Source organism: Phocaeicola salanitronis DSM 18170, from assembly GCF_000190575.1.
Lineage (GTDB): Bacteria > Bacteroidota > Bacteroidia > Bacteroidales > Bacteroidaceae > Phocaeicola > Phocaeicola salanitronis.
Window position 1 is genome coordinate 767,130 of sequence record NC_015164.1, and the last position, 20,086, is coordinate 787,215.

General features: G+C 45.6%; 13 protein-coding genes. 3 read left to right on the top strand and 10 right to left on the bottom strand.

The genetic code is table 11. The features are described 5' to 3' along the window. Positions 1-6 precede the first annotated feature (6 nt). Complete coding sequence (locus BACSA_RS03575) at positions 7-4,395, bottom strand: DUF5113 domain-containing protein (protein WP_052306018.1); 4,389 nt, start codon at positions 4,393-4,395, stop codon at positions 7-9. A gap of 140 nt (positions 4,396-4,535) precedes the next feature. Then, complete coding sequence (locus BACSA_RS03580) at positions 4,536-4,712, bottom strand: histone H1 (RefSeq protein ID WP_013616755.1); 177 nt, start codon at positions 4,710-4,712, stop codon at positions 4,536-4,538. Positions 4,713-4,931: 219 nt separating this feature from the next. On the opposite strand from BACSA_RS03580, the gene BACSA_RS03585 reads away from it, so the two are divergent. Continuing rightward, entirely contained in the window at positions 4,932-5,840 is a 909-nt protein-coding gene (locus BACSA_RS03585) for a cation diffusion facilitator family transporter (protein WP_013616756.1), read from the top strand. 468 nt (positions 5,841-6,308) lie between these two features. Here the strand turns inward: BACSA_RS03585 and BACSA_RS03590 are convergent, their stop codons facing one another. Then, positions 6,309-7,748 (bottom strand): tagaturonate reductase, encoded by a 1,440-nt coding sequence (locus BACSA_RS03590; protein WP_013616757.1) that lies wholly within the window; start codon positions 7,746-7,748, stop codon positions 6,309-6,311. A gap of 323 nt (positions 7,749-8,071) precedes the next feature. Between BACSA_RS03590 and uxaC the strand changes: the two genes are divergently transcribed. Both uxaC and BACSA_RS03600 read left to right on the top strand, forming a co-directional pair. Continuing rightward, the gene (gene uxaC, locus BACSA_RS03595; RefSeq protein WP_013616758.1) at positions 8,072-9,478 is read left to right on the top strand and encodes a glucuronate isomerase; all 1,407 of its coding nucleotides are present in this window, start codon (positions 8,072-8,074) and stop codon (positions 9,476-9,478) included. A 108-nt stretch (positions 9,479-9,586) separates the two neighbouring features. Continuing rightward, on the top strand, positions 9,587-10,393 hold the full coding sequence (locus tag BACSA_RS03600) for an MBL fold metallo-hydrolase (protein ID WP_041583869.1): 807 nt from the start codon (positions 9,587-9,589) through the stop codon (positions 10,391-10,393). Positions 10,394-10,608: 215 nt separating this feature from the next. Here the strand turns inward: BACSA_RS03600 and tnpC are convergent, their stop codons facing one another. The 7 genes from tnpC to araA all read right to left on the bottom strand — a co-directional run bounded on the left by tnpC (position 10,609) and on the right by araA (position 20,085). Beyond that, positions 10,609-12,234, bottom strand: a complete 1,626-nt coding sequence (gene tnpC, locus BACSA_RS03605) for an IS66 family transposase (RefSeq protein ID WP_013616132.1) — start codon at positions 12,232-12,234, stop codon at positions 10,609-10,611. A gap of 86 nt (positions 12,235-12,320) precedes the next feature. Beyond that, the gene (tnpB, locus tag BACSA_RS03610) at positions 12,321-12,689 is read right to left on the bottom strand and encodes an IS66 family insertion sequence element accessory protein TnpB (protein WP_013616133.1); all 369 of its coding nucleotides are present in this window, start codon (positions 12,687-12,689) and stop codon (positions 12,321-12,323) included. After that, entirely contained in the window at positions 12,682-13,005 is a 324-nt protein-coding gene (gene tnpA / locus BACSA_RS03615) for an IS66 family insertion sequence element accessory protein TnpA (RefSeq protein ID WP_013616134.1), read from the bottom strand. Before tnpA ends, tnpB begins: the two co-directional genes overlap by 8 nt. 287 nt (positions 13,006-13,292) lie before the next feature. Further along, positions 13,293-15,266, bottom strand: a complete 1,974-nt coding sequence (locus tag BACSA_RS03620; RefSeq protein WP_013616761.1) for an alpha-L-arabinofuranosidase C-terminal domain-containing protein — start codon at positions 15,264-15,266, stop codon at positions 13,293-13,295. A gap of 7 nt (positions 15,267-15,273) precedes the next feature. Continuing rightward, positions 15,274-16,818, bottom strand: coding sequence for an alpha-N-arabinofuranosidase (locus BACSA_RS03625; protein ID WP_013616762.1), 1,545 nt, complete (start codon positions 16,816-16,818; stop codon positions 15,274-15,276). Between the two features lie 24 nt (positions 16,819-16,842). Next, complete coding sequence (locus BACSA_RS03630) at positions 16,843-18,450, bottom strand: xylulokinase (protein ID WP_013616763.1); 1,608 nt, start codon at positions 18,448-18,450, stop codon at positions 16,843-16,845. A 108-nt stretch (positions 18,451-18,558) separates the two neighbouring features. After that, positions 18,559-20,085: an L-arabinose isomerase gene (gene araA / locus BACSA_RS03635; RefSeq protein ID WP_013616764.1), complete on the bottom strand. Its 1,527-nt coding sequence runs from the start codon at positions 20,083-20,085 to the stop codon at positions 18,559-18,561. Position 20,086: the final 1 nt, after the last annotated feature.

Below are 20,086 nucleotides of genomic sequence, written 5' to 3' on the forward strand. Positions count from 1 at the left end.
TTATTTTTATGTGCCTGCATTTAATTGTTTCTTCTCCGGAATGGTAAACCATACCGTATATCCGCCTCCCGCTTCCGGACAAGCATTGATACGGCATCCACGTTTTCCGCCATATTCATCATGGTCGCGGATGATTTGTTTGCAAACTAAAAACTCCGTACCCACCAGCTCATTCCGATTGCCTGTATACATACGTGCCAGCGAAGGATAAAACCATGCGTTCAATTCCTCCTGCGTATAAGTGCGCCGCATATCGGTAAAACAAAACCTCACAAAACCATTATCCGGACCGGCAGATACGACCAGCTTGCCCGCTTCCGGATAACGGAGCGCCTCGTTTATCAGATTCTCAAAAAGGAAATCCAACAACACCACATCGCCCGACATAACTAATCCGGAAGGGATGTGGGATTCCAGTTCAAGGGCGGACATGAATTTGCGGGACACCTTCCGGAAATAACGGCATAGCTTTTCTTCTACATATTCCGAACGGATTTCTGTACGGCGGAAGGTAATTTCTTCCAACTGGCGTGCCGCACAGGAACTGAGCAAGCCGAATATGTCCTTATAATAATTCACCAGCTCGTCCACCGTCTGAAGCTGTTCGCGTTCGTCCGATTCAAGCCTTGCCTCATCCGTATTCAGACGGTCTATAATCTGCTTGATGCGGTTAGGGTAATAAACCGTTTCATGCTTAATGGTAGACAAGCAATTATCCAGCACCATGTTCTGCACATGCAGCAGGTTTTCTTCGTACAACGCCCGCCTTGCATCGTCCTGCGCCAGCTCTATGTCATTGTATTTCTGACGTACCCGTACTACGGCGTTATACAATACAGCCGCCAGATAATCGACCACCAATTCTGAAAGCAACACATCTTCCTCGTTGATTTTCCGCCTTACAATCTGCAAGGCAAACACACCGGTAGAATGGGTTTCACCTCCTATCTGCACCCGGAGAGGCAAGGCAATCCAGCCCGTGGCGTCGGCGCGCAAGAGCACCTGCTTATCAAAACAACGCTGCATCAAGGCGCGCACCTCGTCTATGTCATTCTCTTGCCTGAAATGCCAACGCAAGACCGAGGTTTCTTCATCAAAGAATGCCATGCCCAAATTAGATACCGGGAACAATTCGTTCAACTCATCACCTAATTCCGTCAATAGTACATCCGGCATGATATCCCCTTCGTCGGTAAGGCGGACAGAAGCAAATATCGCCTGGTTAATCACAAACACCTGCTCCATGTTGTAGCGATAGCGCAAACGGTGGCGCCAATACAGCCAATAATAGCCTATCAGGCAGACAAATACCAGCAAGACGAGCAATACCAAAGCAATGAGCTTATTATTTGCAGACTGGCGCATCTGTACACAATATGCTTCCAGCGAGCGGTCCTTGCTTATTTGCTTATAAAGTGCCGTATACGCCTGATTGTTATAATAATAGACATAAAAATCCTTTACCGCCAATGCCGCGACGGCAGCCTCGTTCCGCACATCCAAAAGAATATAATAATCGGTATCAAACTGCTTGTCCAGCCATGCTTGCTCTCCCATCCGGAAATCATCCTGATAAAGGCTCAGCAAAGGCGCGTCACATCCCGAATAGCGAAGGTAATGGATATTCAGATAATGCAGCACGCTATCGGCATATTCTAACGCATCGGCATAATATCCGTTTACATTACATTCGTATACCAGATTGGCGTAATCATTCGCAATTGCCAATAAGCTGTCGTATGACACCACTTGTCGGGAACCGGTTGATACGGATGTTACAGGTTGCTTCCGGCAACCGCTCCCGCCCACTGCAAGCAACACGAGTCCGATATATACCAATGCCCTTTTTACGCCTTTCGGCAAGCGGAAATAAAACCGGCTCCCTTTGCCCAAAGCACTCTGTATATCAAACCGGCACACATTGAACAAAGCGTTCGTTTTCCGGTATTTCTCTATAATGCCCTTGCAATTCATCAATCCGAAACCATGCCCTTTCTGGAGGCGGAGCGATTCCGCATCCGTAGCGGTATCCATCCCGATTGCTCCCGAATCATACACCTTTTCATCCAATATACGGCGGATATCCTTCTCTGAAAGCCCCATGCCGGTATCAGATACCGAAATCTCCACATAATCCGGCGTCTCACTCGCTTCCAGCTCGATGCGCCCTCCTTCCGGCGTATACTTACGGGCATTCTCAGCCAACGTATTAATCATGAATAACGTAAGTGCTCGGTCTGCCTTCACAATCGCCTCGGTTGGATGAACAACGAAAACCTGTCGCTTCATCTCAAAGGAACGCTTCCCTTTAGCCACCATATCAAACAACTCGTTCAGCCCAAAGCTTTCGATATTCAGGCTCACCGTACCCTGACGCATTTTAATCCACAAAGCCAAAATATCATTGTATTCGTTAATCCGGGTAATCAGCTCGTCGATATAGGCATACTTTCCCTTTTTCACCTGCTCCTGACGGGCATAAGGCGCCGATTTTAATTTATGCACTTCATTTACAATCCGGTCGATGTATGGCAAGATTCCCGTCACAATCGAAAGGCACGCTTTCTTGACCGCGTTCTCTTTCTTGTTCTCGACCAAATGTTGCCGGTGAATATACTGCTCTTTCTCTACCCTCCGCCGCTCGTCATCCAACGAAACCAGATTCGCCCCGTTCTCCAATGCCCATGCCAGATAAGGCGAAACCAATTGCAATAAAGCTTTCTCTTCCTTATGGAAAGGGCGGTTCAGTGCCATCCACATACGTCCAATGGCACCTTTCCCCGGAGAAACCAAGTCAAAGGCAAAACCGATTGTCTTCTCCGGAAGTTCAAAAGACAGGCCTTCAGGCAAAGCTCCCGTTTCTGCATCTTTCAGACGGATCTGCATGTCTACAGCCCCGAATATGCGGAGGAAATCGTCTTTCACCGTTTGCTGGATGGCACAGACCACCTCATCCATATCAGAAGCAGAAGAAGGTACGGAAGAAATGATTTTCCGGCACAATTCAAATACTTGCTTTAATGCTGACAGATAAATGGAATTACGCCTTTTCCATCTCCGATTAAAAAAGGCAAACAACAGAACCAATACGCACAGCCCGAGCACAACCAAGAAAAGCAAGGCACTGAGCTGTTTCGATTCGCGTTCCAACGCTATATAGCGGCTCTCTAACAATTTGTCCTGACGGGTATAATCCAGCAAATCGAGATAAATATTGCGGTTATAGTCCGATTCCGGCTTCATGTCCATAGCCGAATACGTCCGGCTCAATTGCTCGCGCAAACGCAGGATCCATTCCGGAACCGTCTTTATCCCGTCATCGGCAATCCATTTCAACTCTATCGAACGCCCTGCACCCGGAATGTAAGTACGCAGACGGTCTAATGTATCCGTACAATGATAGTATTTCTCATGATGCAGGTTGACATAATGCAAGGCTGTATCCAAATTGGGCAACGCCTTTTCCGGGCATCCTATGTAATTATAATAAGTAGCCAGCGTACGGTATGTCCCCGATATCTGATACCAATCATCATATTGCTTGAACAAGCCCAATGCTTTCCGCGCAAACGAAAGCGGAAGGCTGTCCAAAGGCAGCCCCTTATCATTAATCATCCGCAGCATCCCCGGACTGTTTTCCGCCAGGACTTCCCGGTTTTGGCGGAAATTCAAGAGTTCCGCCAATGCCTGCAAGGCATTCGCTTCAAAATAGATGTACCCTCTTTCCCTGCTCACCATCAGGCAGCTGGTCAAATAGTTCAGTTCGCCAGCCAACAATTTTTCACGGGTCGGAGCCGCATACATATCTCCGGAACCGCGCATATACACATAATAAAGCCATTGTGCCGTATCACTCCGGATGGCATTTACATCCACAGAATCAATCGCACGGAGCGACTCGTCATGCTGTTGCAGATAATAAAAGTAAATCCCAGATACGATATAGAATTCAGAAATGGCGTAACTCAAGCGTAACTTGAGCCGGGCGTCCGAAACCAGCTTTTCATCCTCGCGGATACGTTTCATCCGGCGGAAAGCACTGTTCCGATAGTCATAAAACTCTTTATTCATTGCAGTCCGCTGGCATATTTTCATCATGCCGACATCTGCTATCAACCGCTCTATTTCGTTATCCCCTTCCCCCAGCGCTTGCCTGAAAAGGCGGGAAGCACGCTCAAAGTCCATGCGCATAAAAGCGCAAAAGCCCAGATTATTCAAAGCCTCTGCACGCTGGCCGGAATTTCCTTTTGCCAAAAGAAAGGCTTCCTGTGCGGCTTTCTCAGAAGCAGCAAGATTCCGGTAACGCATGGAATACGCTTCCTGATTCAGCGAATCTGCCCGAAAATACGCCTCCATCCGCTCCGAACGGTTTCCGCATGCCGTCAATACCAGCATCAGAAACGCCAGACACCACCCTTCCTTACGCACAATTTGTATCTCCTGTTTTCTTATCCTTCACAATGAAAAAAAGAGGTTATATCATCAGACAACCAATCTCAATGATACAACCCCTTTCACTCTAACTGAAAGAATGGTCATTTTTTCGATTCTTCTAAAGAAACTTTTCTGAATTCCTTCAACAGTTTTTCCAATTCCAATGAAGCTTTACGTGCACGAGTGCCTGCTGCCTTGTTGCCCTTTGCAGCCTGCAATTCAGCATCTGCAACCAACGCTTCATTCAATTCCTTAATTTTTGCAATTAATTCGTTCATAGCTTTTAATGATTTTGACCTTAAACATTTTCAAAGTAAATACAAATAACTCAATATGCTGCTGTTCCGCCTTTCTTTTTTACATTATTTAAACATTTCAAGCATGAATGCATTGCAACCCAGTTGCAAAAGTGCCTTCACCAAAGAAAATCAAACGATTTGAATAACGACAGAACGAAAGATTCTATTTAATTTCGCACCGGATAAAAATAAATGATTATGGCACACCAACATGTACACATTCACACGCACAATCAAGCACTGACCTCGCTCAATACGGTTTTTATTGTATGTATTGTCATTAACCTGCTCTTTGTCATCATAGAAGCAGGAGTGGGATTTTTATTCAATTCCTTAGGCCTGCTGTCTGACGCCGGACACAACCTGAGCGATGTTTTCAGCCTGTTGCTTTCGCTCTTTGCCTACCGCATGGCGAAGCGTCACAGTACCGACCATTTTACTTACGGATACAAGAAAAGTACGGTTCTGGTTTCTTTGCTCAACGCCATTATCCTGCTGATTGCAGTAGGTGCCATCATTATCGAAAGCATTTACAAGCTCAGGCAACCCGAACAAGTATCGGGCGTTGCGGTATCCTGGACGGCTGGAATCGGAATTCTTGTCAACGGCATCACGGCATGGTTGCTTATGAAGAACCAAAAGCATGACTTAAATGTACGGGGCGCCTTCCTGCACATGGCAATGGACACCTTGGTTTCCGTGGGAGTCGTTATTTCGGGTATCATTATCGTGCTTACGGGCTTCGTCTTGATTGACACGCTCATCAGCCTCGCCATCGCGATTCTGATTCTGATTTCAACTTGGAAACTTTTAAAAGAAAGCCTTTTCCTTTCGCTTGATGCCGTACCCGAAACGATTCACCTGCATGAACTGGAGAAACACATCGCTCAAGTAGAGGGGGTAGAAAGTTTCCATCATTTCCATGTGTGGGCAATGAGCACGACCGAGAATGCAGCCACAATCCATGTCGTGCTAAAAGACTTAACGCAGATGGAAGAAGTGAAACATGCCGTCAAAGACAAGCTGCGCGATTATGGCATCCAGCATAGCACCGTAGAATGCGAAGCCCCCGGAAGCCATTGCCATGACTCCTGTTGTTGCAAGTAAACGCAAAAAACACCTGATGAACAGACTTCCCCGTTACAGCGTTACAATTACAATAATTACAATTACAAAACATCGTTTTTCCAAAGACATGCCATCTAACAATAAGCTTTTTTCGGTCTCCCCGAAATACGTAAAAAAACGAGATATTACAATATAATATTTTCTTCAAGCTATCCGCACTTTTCCGTTTGAACTTATTGTTAGATGTTAGATTTGTAATTGTAATTATTGTAATTGTAACGCTGTAACGTTGGTTGGAGATAATATAGGTGCACAGCCCTTCGGATATATATGCACGGTCCGGTGCAGATAGTTGCGTGCGCCGCCGCAAGCATCCGGACCAGCCATCACGAACGAATGCCGCGAGAAGCATATACCGCACAAAATATAAAAACAAAAAAGAAGGAGGAAAGCCTGGAGCCGTTCCATGGCTTTCTCTCCTTCCCTTATGGAATTTCTAACAATTAATTACAAAATTGACTTTACAGTTTCCAGCATGCCTTTTTCCTGAATGCTGTCCAAATCAGCTTTTACGGCTGCGGTCAATCCCGGAATCTGATTCAAATCTTCGCCCCAAATAGACTGTGCCGCCAATACGCCTTCTGCAATCTTCTGCGTATCACCTGTAGCCCACAACTGTTTCAGCAAATCCATGATTTCCGGAGCGTCATTCGGAACGATTTCAGCACCGTCTTCGCGTACGCCGCCCTTATAATAAGTAATGATAGCGGCCAATCCCAATACCAAGCCTTTCGGAAGTTCACCCTTACGTTCCAGATATACCTTCAAGCCGGGCAGGTCACGGGTCTGGTATTTCGGGAATGAGTTCAGCATGATAGAAGTCACTTGATGGTCAACGAACGGATTGTTGAAGCGTTCCAATACATCATGAGCGAATTGTTCCAATTCAGCCTTCGGCAAATTCAAGGTTTCCATCAGTTCGTCAAACATCACCTTGTGGATGAACTTGCCGATAACCGGATGCTGGCAAGCATCGCGGACAATGTTCACTCCCGACAGATATGCAACCGGCGACAATACGGTATGCGGACCGTTCAGCAACGTAACTTTTCTTTCATGATACGGAGCTTCAGACGGAACGAACAATACATTCAGGCCTGCCTTGTCTGCAGGGAATTCTTTTGCCACTTCTTGCGGTGCCTCGATTACCCACAAATGGAAAATTTCTCCCTGAACGACCATGTTGTCGTCGTATTGAAGTTTTTCCTTAATGGCATCAATTTCCTTGCGCGGGAATCCCGGAACGATACGGTCTACCAAAGTAGCATATACACCGCAGGCTTTTTCGAACCAATTCTTGAAATCCTCGCCCAAGTTCCACAAATCGATGTACTGATATATTGTTTCCTTCAACTTATGTCCGTTCAAGAAAATCAATTCGCACGGGAAAATAATCAAACCTTTTGACATATCACCGTTGAATGTCTTGAAACGATGATACAGCAATTGGGTCAGTTTGCCCGGATAAGAAGCAGCAGGAGCATCTTCTAATTTGCAAGCCGGGTCAAAAGCGATGCCGGCTTCCGTTGTGTTTGAAATGACAAAACGCATTTCCGGCTGCTCTGCCAATTTCATGAATTCATCATTCTGTGAATACGGATTCAAGGCACGGCTTACTACATCAATCATTGTAAGGCTGTTCACCACTTGCCCTTTGTCAAGCCCTTGCAAATTAACATGGTACAGACAATCTTGTGCATTAAGCTTGTCTATCATACCGTTTGCCAAAGGCTGGACGATTACTACACTGCTGTTAAAATCGGTCTTCTGGTCCATGTTGTAGATAATCCAATCTACAAATGCGCGTAAGAAGTTACCTTCACCAAATTGAATGATTCTCTCAGGACGGATTGTCTTGTTTGCTGTTTCTTTGTTTAATGGTTTCATACTCATGATATTTTTAAAGTTCTAATTGTTACTTTTCACCCATATCGCCTCCTTAAATTATATAAAAGGAGGAAATTCGTTTGCCATACTCAGTAAAAAACATTGATAAATCGAGACGTATCCGGACGAATCATGTGATTAATTTTACTAAATATTCGCTGCAAATATACGAAATATTTTGTTATTCCAAATAAAATTTTTACTTTCGTGTTCGATAACGAGAAATAAAACGATATTTGTGTTCTTCAACATAAAATATGCCTTATAGCTTCTTGTTTACATGAAAATACCTAACAAAAAACATAAACCAAAAAGAAAGCTTTATGAAAAAATTTATGGATGAAAACTTCCTGTTGAAAACAGAGACAGCACAGGAATTGTACCACAATCATGCAGCAAAAATGCCTATTATCGATTACCATTGCCACTTGATTCCGAAAATGGTAGCCGATGATTATCAATTCAAGTCAATCACAGAAATCTGGCTGGGCGGTGACCACTATAAATGGCGTGCTATGCGTAGCAACGGTGTAGACGAACGCTATTGTACCGGAAAAGACACCACAGATTGGGAAAAATTCGAGAAGTGGGCAGAAACAGTTCCTTACACATTCCGTAACCCCTTGTATCATTGGACTCACCTGGAACTGAAAACCGCTTTCGGTATCGATAAAATCCTGAACCCCTCTACCGCACGTGAAATATTCGAAGAATGTAATGCCAAATTGGCTACTCCTGAATACTCTGCACGCAACTTGATGCGCCGCTACCACGTAGAGACCGTATGTACGACAGACGACCCCGTAGATTCTTTGGAATATCATATCGCAACACGCGAAAGCGGCTTCGAAATCAAGATGCTTCCGGCTTGGCGTCCCGATAAGGCCATGGCTGTAGAATCTGCAGCCAACTATCGTGCTTACATCGAAAAACTGGCGGAAGTGAGCGGCGTAAACATTTCTTCGTTCGATGACATGATTGACGCTTTGCGCAAACGTCACGCATTCTTTGCAGAACAAGGATGTAGATTGTCAGACCACGGAATCGAAGAATTCTATGCTGAAGACTATACAGATGCTGAAATCCGTGCGATATTCAATAAAGTGTACGGCGGCACGGAATTGACGAAAGAAGAAATCCTGAAGTTCAAGTCGGCTATGTTGGTTATCTTTGCCGAAATGGACTGGGAAACCGGTTGGGCGCAACAATATCACTACGGAGCTATCCGCGACAATAACAGCAAGATGTTCAAGTTATTGGGACCGGATACCGGTTTTGACTCTATCGGTGAATTCAACACAGCCAAATCAATGTCGAAATTCCTCGACCGCCTGAACTCTGAAGGCAAACTGACTAAAACCATCCTGTACAACCTGAATCCATGCGCGAATGAAGTAGTTGCTACCATGCTGGGCAACTTCCAGGACGGTTCGGTACCGGGCAAGATTCAGTTCGGTTCCGGCTGGTGGTTCCTCGATCAGAAAGACGGTATGGAAAAGCAGATGAACGCGCTTTCACTGCTGGGCTTGTTGAGCCGCTTTGTAGGTATGCTTACAGACTCACGTTCATTCCTGTCTTATCCGCGTCATGAATACTTCCGCCGCACATTATGTAATTTGTTAGGCAATGATGTTGAAAACGGAGAACTCCCGGAATCAGAAATGCCGCGCATCCAGCAAATGGTAGAAGATATTTGCTATAACAACGCAAAGAATTATTTCAATTTCTAATCGTTCTTCATAATTGACTAGGTTATGCAAAGGGAAGCCCGCTTTTTTGGCGGGCTTCTTTCTTTTTTGTATCTTTGCGCTCCTAAAAATGCAGACATAAAAAAGACAATGAAAATACGATTTATGAGTTTGGGAAGCGGAAGCAGTGGGAACTGCTATTATCTCGCTACTGATACATACAGCATATTGATAGACGCAGGCGTAGGCATCCGGAGCATCAAAAAAACATTTAAAGACTATAATTTAAACATTCAAGAACTAAAAGCCATTCTTATCACACACGACCACGCAGACCATATCAAAGCTGTAGGGAACCTGGCAAAAAAATATAATATCCCAGTCTACACGACCCAAGAGATACACAAAGGCATGCAACGCAGCTATTGCATGACGGAAAAACTGAGTGCCGAACACACTTGCCTGCTATACAAGGAAACTCCCATACAGCTTGGAGATTTCAATGTCACATGTTTCGAAGTGCCCCATGACGGTACTGACAATGTAGGCTATTTCATCGAAGCAGACAACAAGACGTTCGCTTTCCTTACCGACATGGGGCATATCACCCCTACTGCCGCCACTTACATATCACGTGCCAACTACTTGATTTTAGAGGCGAATTACGATGACGAAATGCTGCAAATGGGGCCTTATCCTCCTCACTTAAAAGTCCGCATTGCCGGCGCTAACGGGCACATGAGCAACCGGGATACGGCGCAATTCCTCGCCGAACACTTCCCGCCTGACTTGAAGTATCTTTGGTTGTGCCATCTGAGCAAAGACAATAACCATCCGGAACTGGCGTACAAGACGGTTGAACTGGCATTAAAAGAACGAAACATTATTGCCGGACGCGATGTACAGGTCATTCCCTTAAAACGTACCTTGCCTTCTGAATTATATTGCTTTGAATAAGAAGCTGTTTTGAATTTATCGTGCGATGATTTGGGATGAGTTTTTGAGGCATTTTCGCTTCTGTGATGAGGAAGATAGCGGGCTATCTGACGAAGAACAGTAAGCATTCGATAAACTACAGTCATTAAATATCTATATAATGATAGCGACTGTTACTATTGGATTCATAGTGACAGTCGCTATAGTTTTGTTGAACCTGTATGTTGACGTTGTGGTTAGTTGGCGGATTCTACAGTTTGTTTGGTCAACAGGCTCTCCGGATGTTGCAGTTTCCATTTGTGCGGAAGAAGGTTAAGCAGTTCCTCATCAGCGGACTTCTTATGATACGGCATTTGGGCAATGATATCCTTCAGGTAATCCCTTGGGTTCACATCGTGTGCCTTGCAGGTGGCCAGCAGGGAACAGATTACAGACATGTTAACGGCAGCCTCGTGATTACCGCAGAAGAGATAGTTCTTGCGCCCCAAAGCAATTGGCCGGATGGCATTTTCCGCCAGGTTGTTGTCCAAAAGCAGGCGTCCGTCCTCCAGGCATCTCATCATGTTGTCCCATCGGGTATAGGCATACGAGACAGCTTTGCCGATTAGCGATTGGGGACTGTATTTGATGCCTTCCGTTTCCATCCACGTCTTCATGGCCTCCATGATTGGGCGTGTCAGTTCCCGGCGTTTCGCTTTGCGTCCGTCGAACGACAAGCCCGCCTTATCGCAGCAGTGCTCAATCCTGTACATGTACTGTATCTGGGCCAGCCCATATTCGGCTTCCTTTTTGTTTTCACCCAAGGCATGCTCAAAATCACGGCGGATATGCGCCATGCAATTGACCAGCCGCACGTCGGGGTTGGTCTTGAAGGCTGTCTCATAGCCTGCAAAACCGTCGCATTGAAGGTATCCTTTGAAGCGGTATTGGCTTGCCAGTGATTCGATGACTGATCCGGCCCGGGATCCCATGTCATAATGGAAGATGACCAGTTTTTCCATGACAGACCTGACCATCCAGAGGTATTCCTTTTCCGCCTTGTGCTTTCCTCTGTTGATGACCGGGATGGTGGTCTCGTCCGCCTGCACATAGTCGCAAGAGAAGACCTCTTTCTTAAGCGACTCATACAGGGGCTTCAGCAGTTCTACCGTCTTCTTGAACCATCCGTCCAGCGTGCTTTCCGTAAGGCCTTTCAGCCCGAGATGCCTGTATTGCCGTATCTGACGGTAGAACGGGACGTGGTATTCATACTTCTGAAGCAGTATCTCGGCAAGCAGGCTGGTATCAGCGATGCACTTGTCAACAGGCATCAGCGGCATGGGGGCAATCTCCACTCCTTTCTGTCCAGCCGGAGGAAGCATGGTGCTGTCCTTGAGTGCATATTTGGGACGGATGATTTCCTTGACGTAAAGCATGCCCGGCTTGTGTTTGACGACTTTTGTTATCTCTTCGCCTATTCTACGGTATAAAGACAGGTCAACACCTGTCGGTTCTATTGTCTCGGTCTCCAGTACGGGTAAGTCCTCTATCATTTTTCGGTTCTGACGATTCTGCTTCCGTACTTCCGCCGATTCCTTTTCAATCTTCCCAACGGCTTCGTCGCGCTTTTCTTCCGCCTGATGTTGGAGTCCGGCAAACTCGTCTGCAAAAAGATCGGGGATATTAGGGTCATATGCGCGAAGCTTCTCCGATTTACGCCCAAAGAGCTGACGGTTCAGCCATGCGACCTGAGCCGTCAGCTCCTTGATGCGCGCCTGCAGTTTTTCATTCTGCTCAGCCTGTTTTTTATTAGTGGCAGACAATGAAGCAATAGAGGCATTCAGCCCTTCTATCGTCTTGAGTAATATAGCTTTTTCATCCATTGCCTGTCTCTTTTTTACTGATGTAAAGATACTAATTATTAATGGATTATACAATAATACCAGCACTTTTTTCAATAAAAGACATGTCATACATGGTACTCCTTACGCTCTGCCCTGAGCCGCCGGAGCCTCTGCCCCGGGCTTTCCTGAATGCCCTCGACCATCATTACCAGGTCACGCCATTCCATGGGATAACTGTCTGATTCCGGGTCGTATTCCGGCAGTTTGAAGCGTCCGGCCTCCAGCCGTTTGACGTACATCACCATGCCGCCGTCTTCCGCATGAAGCAGCTTCATAAGCCTGCGGTTGGAGCCGATGAAGATGAAGACATCGCCGTTCTTCACCTCACTTTTCATCTTTTCATGCACCACCCCGCACAGCGAACTGATGCCCTTGCGCATGTCCGTCCTGCCGGGACACAGGAAGTAGCGCATCGTGTCGTTCAAGTTAAACATGGCCCTCCTGCAGACTTTGGTTCAACACTTCCATCAACAGCTTCTCTGAGCCGCTTCCAAAGTGGGCACGGAGCCCGTTGGGAAACAACAAGGACACGCCGTAAGGAGCCTGTTCATCCAAGGACAATTCTGCTGTTGGCCGTTTGATATTGATCGGAGCCAGCTCTTGTTTGATACTGTCTTTCTCGGCAGAGTATTTCTTTTGCCAATAGTGATAGGTGGAATAACTCACTCCTATCTGTCGTAGGTACGACTTCAATGACAGGCCGCTTTGTTGCACCTGCATTTCTAATTCTTCAAATCCAGTTCTGTTCATTGCTATTCGGTTTGATTGTTATGTGGGGCAAAATTACAATCAAACTATAGGGCATGCAATGTGTATTTCTTAGAATGCTTACGAAGAACAGGAGCGAAAAGGACAAAAAAATCGCCCAAAGCACACACGAAAACGGATACATCAAGCCAAGAAAAACTTTTTGGAGAAATTCAAAACAGCTTCTAAATAAAAACGCATACGTTCTCATCAGGCAACGAGAACGTATGCGTAAGCCAACAAGACAGGCTTCACCGGCAAGCGAAGCCTGTCTCGTTAATCCCATTCATTTATTGCACGGCAATCCGATAAACGGCAAAAGTCTGTGCACCGACTTCTGTCTGCATTGTTTCTCCATCTACCGCTACTTGGCTTTCCTGAGGAACAATCATGTCCGGATTATCCAACGTATTCTCTGCGTCAGGGTCATCCGAATGAAGCGTAATGCAAGTGGCTTGTCCTGCCAGTTTCTTTTTCTTCAATCCATCAAACTCAATGCTGACCGGCTGTGCTTTATCCGACACATTCACCACTTTGACAATATAAGTCTTTGTCGGTTCATCCCATACCGCGCTGGCAAACAAGCCATTCTGATCCGCTTGCCCGCTTACAACTTTTCCGTCCATCAGCAAAGGCACTACCTGCGTTCCTTTATTGTGCCCATACAAATTCTGGACATGCCAGCTGCATGAACGTACGCTACGCAAATTATCAAACCAAATCAAGTCCGGACGCCATTGCCAACCCTTTACATGAGCCAGCAAGGGAGCGTATGTAGCCATGTACACCACATCCGCATTCCGCTCTACTCCGGTCAGGAAGGCAGCTTCAAGCAAGGATGCATGGAAATGGTTCCATTTTTTCCCTTTACCGTGACATGCATATTCACCTGCAAATACTTTCGGTCCTTTACGGTCATAATTATCATAACGGTTACCCGATTTCAAGAACCAGTCTTCCGGACGATAGAAATGCTCGTCTACCAAATCCACTTTCAACTTTTTCATTTCAGGCCACAGATAATCAAAATCTTTACCTTCCGAGTTAGGGCCAGACGAACCGATAATCTTCATATCCGGATATGCCTTACGGATAGCGTCTACAAAATATTTCAAACGCTCAGGATATTCAGGTCCCCATTGCTCATTGCCTACGCCTATGAATTTCAGATTAAACGGTGCCGGATGTCCCATCTCCGCACGCAACTTTCCCCATTGGGTCGATTCATCCCCATTGGCGAACTCGATAAGGTCGAGCGCATCTTGGATATAACTGTCCAATTGGTCTACCGGAACATGCGCTTTGGGGTCATTGTTCTGATACTGGCAAGCCAAACCCACATTGACAATCGGAAGCGGTTCTGCGCCCATATCTTCCGAAAGCAAGAACAGTTCGTAGAAACCCATGCCGTAGGTCTGATGATAATCAGGATAATAACGATGTTGGAACGTATATTCCCAGCGGTTTGAGTTCAAGGGACGGTTTTCAACCGGGCCGACCGAGTTTTTCCATTGGTAACGGTCTTCGATTTCTGTTCCTTCTACAATACACCCGCCCGGGAAACGGAATACACCCGGTTTGGTATCTGCCAATGCCTGTACCAAATCCTTACGCAAGCCATTTTCACGGCCTTTCCATGTATCAACCGGGAAAAGAGAAACATGCTCCAAATCTACGTTCCCTTCCGATGCCAGGAATATACGCAAATGACCTTCTTCCAAAGTCACCGGAGATGTAAGCACCAATTCATATTTCTTCCATTCGCTCGAATTGATTTCAATTTTACCCGAAGCCAACACTTGCGTTTCCCCCATCGAATAAGGGTCAATCAATTCAACCAATATCTTCTGCGCATTTCCTTTAGCCCAAACACTGAAACGGTATTTTTCATTGGCTTTCAAACCTATTCCGAAAAAGCCTTCATTCTCTAAGCCGGTGCGCTTATGCGCATGTCCGGGCGATGACAAACGCACGTAATGCGGATTTTTATCAAACGGTCCGTCTTCCTGTACAGAAACCTTTCCGAATGTTTTCCATCCTTGCAAACGATTGGGGAACTCAAACGAACGGTTCTTAACCAATTCGGCATACAACCCTCCGTCGGCTCCATAATTAATATCCTCAAAGAAGTGCCCATACATCGTAGGCTGTATCTCTGCCCCCAATTTATTCGCTTTTACGACAAAGTGATTGGTCTCTTGCGCCGATAGCCCTGAATAGCAACAAGTTGCCAAAGCCAGACTTAATACAGTTAGTTTATTCATATTTCTATCAGTTTATTTCAAGTACTACAATTGATTTGGCAGGCATTTTTACCAACAGACTGCCCTTTTCTATTTTCACGTCTTTAAACGGTTGGGGAGCAACCTTGTCCGGATTATCAAACGTATTGTAATCGTCAATCTTGTCAGCAGTCAGAATACGTCCGGAAACTTGTTTCCCATTAACTCCCTCCAAATTTACGGTCACTTCTGCAGCTTCATCCAGGCTGACATTCGAGATAGATACATGAATACGTCCTTCCTTATCGCGCGATGCAGTGCTGCTGATCAGAGGAATATTCCGTTTGTCGCGTACGTTTTTATAGGTACATTGCAAATCGGCAGGCAAGAATGTAGCGTCCTGATGTACATTATACATTTCAAAGACATGATAAGTCGGAGTCAGAACCATCTTGTCGTCTTTGGTCAGAATCATCGACTGAAGGACATTGGCTATCTGAGCGATATTGGTCATCTTTACCCGGTCGGTATATTTATGGAATATATCCAATGTCAAAGAAGCGACAAACGCATCGCGCATGGTATTTTGCTGATACAGATGTCCGGGAACCGTTCCGGGCTCTTCGTCCCACCAAGTACCCCATTCGTCTACCATTAATGCGATTTGTTTCTTCGGGTCGTATTTGTCCATAATAGCGATATGACGTTTCATCACATCTTCTATTTCACGGCACTTACCCATTGTCCAATAATAATCATCTTCCGTAAACTTTGTAGCCGAGCCTTTGCTTCCGCTCCAGCCAAGCACTGTATAATAATGCAACGAAATACCGTCCATCCGATGCCCGATATTCTTCATCAGCACTTCTGTCCAGTTATAATCGTAATCACTGGCACCGCTGGCTATCTTAAACAAGACATTGCCGTTATAATTACGGCAGTAAGTAGAATAACGGCGGTATAAGTCTGAATAGTATTCCGGGAGCATGCTTCCGCCACATCCCCAACTTTCATTTCCTACGCCAAAATATTTGACTTTCCAAGGCTTTTCCCTTCCGTTTTCCTTCCGTAATTTTGCCATCGGGCTTCCTTGCTCGGAAGTCATGTATTCCACCCATTTTGCCATTTCTTCCACACTCCCACTACCGACATTGCCACTGATGTACGGTTCGCATCCCAGCATTTCGCAAAGATTCAAAAACTCGTGTGTACCGAAACTATTATCTTCTACCGTGCCTCCCCAGTTGTTATTCACCATTTTCGGACGGTTTTCCTTAGGACCGATTCCGTCCATCCAATGGTATTCATCGGCAAAACATCCGCCCGGCCAACGCAATACAGGCACTTTCAGTTTCTTCAAGGCTTCGAGCACGTCATTGCGGTATCCGTTTGTGTTAGGAATAGAAGAATCCTCGCCTACCCACAAACCGCCATAGATACATGTTCCCAAATGTTCGGCAAACTGCCCATAAATTTCCTTCGGGATAATCTGTTCCGCCTGATCTGTATGGATTGTTACAACGGCCTGCTGCTGAGCAAAAAGAGTTAAATTAGCACTCAGCATCAAGCCTGCAATAAAAAATCTATTTTTCATAAGCACCGTTTTATTTCCTTACATTTATGATTCGCTGATTTTACATTTTACAGCAGCTTCTTCAATTAACAAACCAGCCTTATAACGTTCAATGTATGCATTAAATCCTGCCACATCTTCTCTATCAGGCTGAATTTCCACACCCGTATTTCCGGCAAACACCTGTTCTTCCAGAAAATCTGCGAGCGATTGTTCCTTCGTATTATTCACCAGATAAGCCCCCAATAAAGCTATGCCCCAAGCACCTCCTTCACCTGCGGTTTCCATCACTGATATCGGAGAATTAAGAGCTGCGGCAAGCACACGTTGCCCTACCCCTTTGGTCTTGAATAATCCGCCATGTCCCGTAATGCGGTCCACCTTAATCTTTTCTTCATTAAAAAGAATATCATTGCCGATTTTCAAAACAGCAACCGATGCATAAAGATGGGCACGCATAAAATTGGCGAGGTTGAACTTATCATTGGCAGAACGTACCACCAAAGGCCTTCCTTCAGCAAGTTTGGTGACGGGCTCACCTGAAATGTAGTTATATGAAATCAATCCACCGCAATCCGGATCACCTTCAAGGGCATGATTATACAACTTCCCAAAAACTTCATTCATATCTACGGGTACGCCTAACAATTCCTGATATTCCTTAAAGAGGTTCACCCATGCATTGAGGTCAGAAGTGCAGTTATTGCAATGTACCATTGCCACCAAGCTTCCATCAGGTGTGGTCACCATATCAATTACTTCGTACGGTCTTGACAATTCTTTTTCCAAAACAATCATTGAGAACGATGATGTTCCTGCCGACACATTTCCGGTGCGTTGCTTTACAGCGTTCGTCGCTACCATACCCGTACCAGCATCCCCTTCAGGCGGGCAAAGCGGTATTCCGGCTTTCAGACGACCCGACACGTCCAGTTTCTTAGCCCCTTCGGGGGTAAGGAATCCTGCATTCTTGCCAGCCAAGAGCACTTTAGGCAGAATATCGGTCAACTTCCAAGAAAATCCTTTCGGGGCAATCATCTTGTCAAATTTCTCAACCATTTCCGCCGAATAATTCTTAGTCTCCGGATCAATAGGAAGCATACCCGACGCGTCGCCAATGCCCAATACCTTCTGACCGGTCAATTGCCAATGAACATACCCTGCCAAGGTAGTTAAATAGTCGATATCCTTTACATGCGGTTCACCATTCAAAATAGCTTGATATAAATGAGAGATGCTCCAGCGGAGCGGAATATTGTAAACAAAAGCCTCCGACAAAGCTGCAGCAGCTATTCCTGTATTGGTATTACGCCATGTGCGGAAAGGAACAAGAATTTCTTCCTTGTCATTAAATGCCATATAACCATGCATCATGGCACTGATGCCAATAGCTGCCAACGACTGTATTTCCGTATCATATTGCTTCTTTACATCGGCGCAAAGGTCGGCATAGCAATCTTGCAAACCGCTCCAAATAGCATCAATGCTATACGTCCAAAGGCCGTCAATCAGTTGGTTTTCCCAAACATGGCTTCCCTGAGCAATCGGTTTGTTTTCCGGGTCAATCAACACCGCCTTAATACGAGTTGACCCAAATTCAATTCCCAAAATAGCTTTACCCGATTCGATAATCGATTTTGTGTTTGTATCCATGATATAAGAATTAAAAAAGTTAGAAATAAACACAGAGACACAAAGGCACAGAGGATAAACATCATTTAAGATCTCAGTGTCTCCGTGTCTCTGTATTCCCTTTTACAATCAGCAAAGTGCCTTGTTCAGCATATAGTAAACTTCATTCATGCGAAGCTCTTTCTTGAAGTCGCTGATGGTGGTATCTTTGTTGATATGTACCATTTCGATTCCTGCAATTTCTGCATAATCTTCCCAATATTCTGCGGTCAGGTCGTATGAGAAGCAAGAATGGTGTGTACCACCTGCCAGAATCCATGCACCGGCACCTACTTCGAAGTTGGGTTGCGGAATCCACAACGCAGAAGCTACCGGCAACTTAGGCAATGGTTTCGGTTCGATACACTCTACATCGTTTACAATCAAGCGGAATCGGTTTCCTAAATCTACAACTGTAGCCGTGCAACCTGCACCGGTCTTGCTGGTAAATACCAAACGGGCTGTCTGGCTCTTACGTATGCCGATACCCAAGAAGTGAACTTCCAGACGAGGTTTCTTAGCGGCAATCAACGGACATACTTCCAACATGTGAGCCTGCAGGATAGCGCTGTTTTCGCCGTCGAAGTTCAAGGTATAGTCTTCCAGGAACGAGCAGCCGTTAGGCAAACCTTGGTTCATCACCCATACCATACGGTAAAGGGCAGCTGATTTCCAGTCGCCTTCCGCACCGAATCCATAACCTTCTGCCATCAAGCGTTGAGAAGCAAGCCCCGGAATTTGGTCGAAATGGCTTCCGTCTGTCTGACCCAAATCATCAAAGTTGGTAGTGAAACCTTTCGCTCCTTTTGCTTTCAAAATCGCACGCAATGCCAATTCTGCTTTCGCCGAATTCCATACTTTCTGATACGCTTCGGTAGACTTATCTTCTAATTCAGCATCATGGTCGTATTCCTGGAAATATGTTTGAACCAGAGCATCTACATCTGCATCTTTTACTTGGCTATGATATTCCATCAATTCGCTTGCCGGGCAATAATCTACATGATACCCCATACGAACTTCGGCTTCTACTTTGTCACCGTCAGTTACAGCCACATTATTCATCTGGTCTCCGAAACGGATAATCAGCATATCCTGAGCGTCTGCCCAAGCTGCACATACACGCATCCAGACTGCAATCTTACGCTGAGTTTCTTCGTCTTGCCAATACCCTACTACCACTTTACGGCGGATACGCATACGGGTGCAGATGTGTCCGAATTCACGGTCACCATGTGCCGACTGGTTCAGGTTCATGAAGTCCATGTCCATGGTATCCCAAGGTATTTCCTTATTGTATTGAGTATGCAAGTGAAGCAAAGGCTTCTTCAGTTGCTGCAGGCCATGAATCCACATCTTTGCAGGCGAGAATGTATGCATCCACGTAATAACACCGATACACTTATCATCGTTATTAGCTGCCTTCATTACGGCTTCTACTTCTTTTGAAGAGTTTGCCGTTCCTTTATATACTACTTTCACCGGCAACTTCCCGCTATTGTTCAGTCCGGCTACCATTTCATTGCTATGTGCATCTACTGCGATGACTGCATCGCCTCCGTACAGAAGCTGTGCTCCTGTTACGAACCATACTTCAAATTGATCAAATGTGTTCATG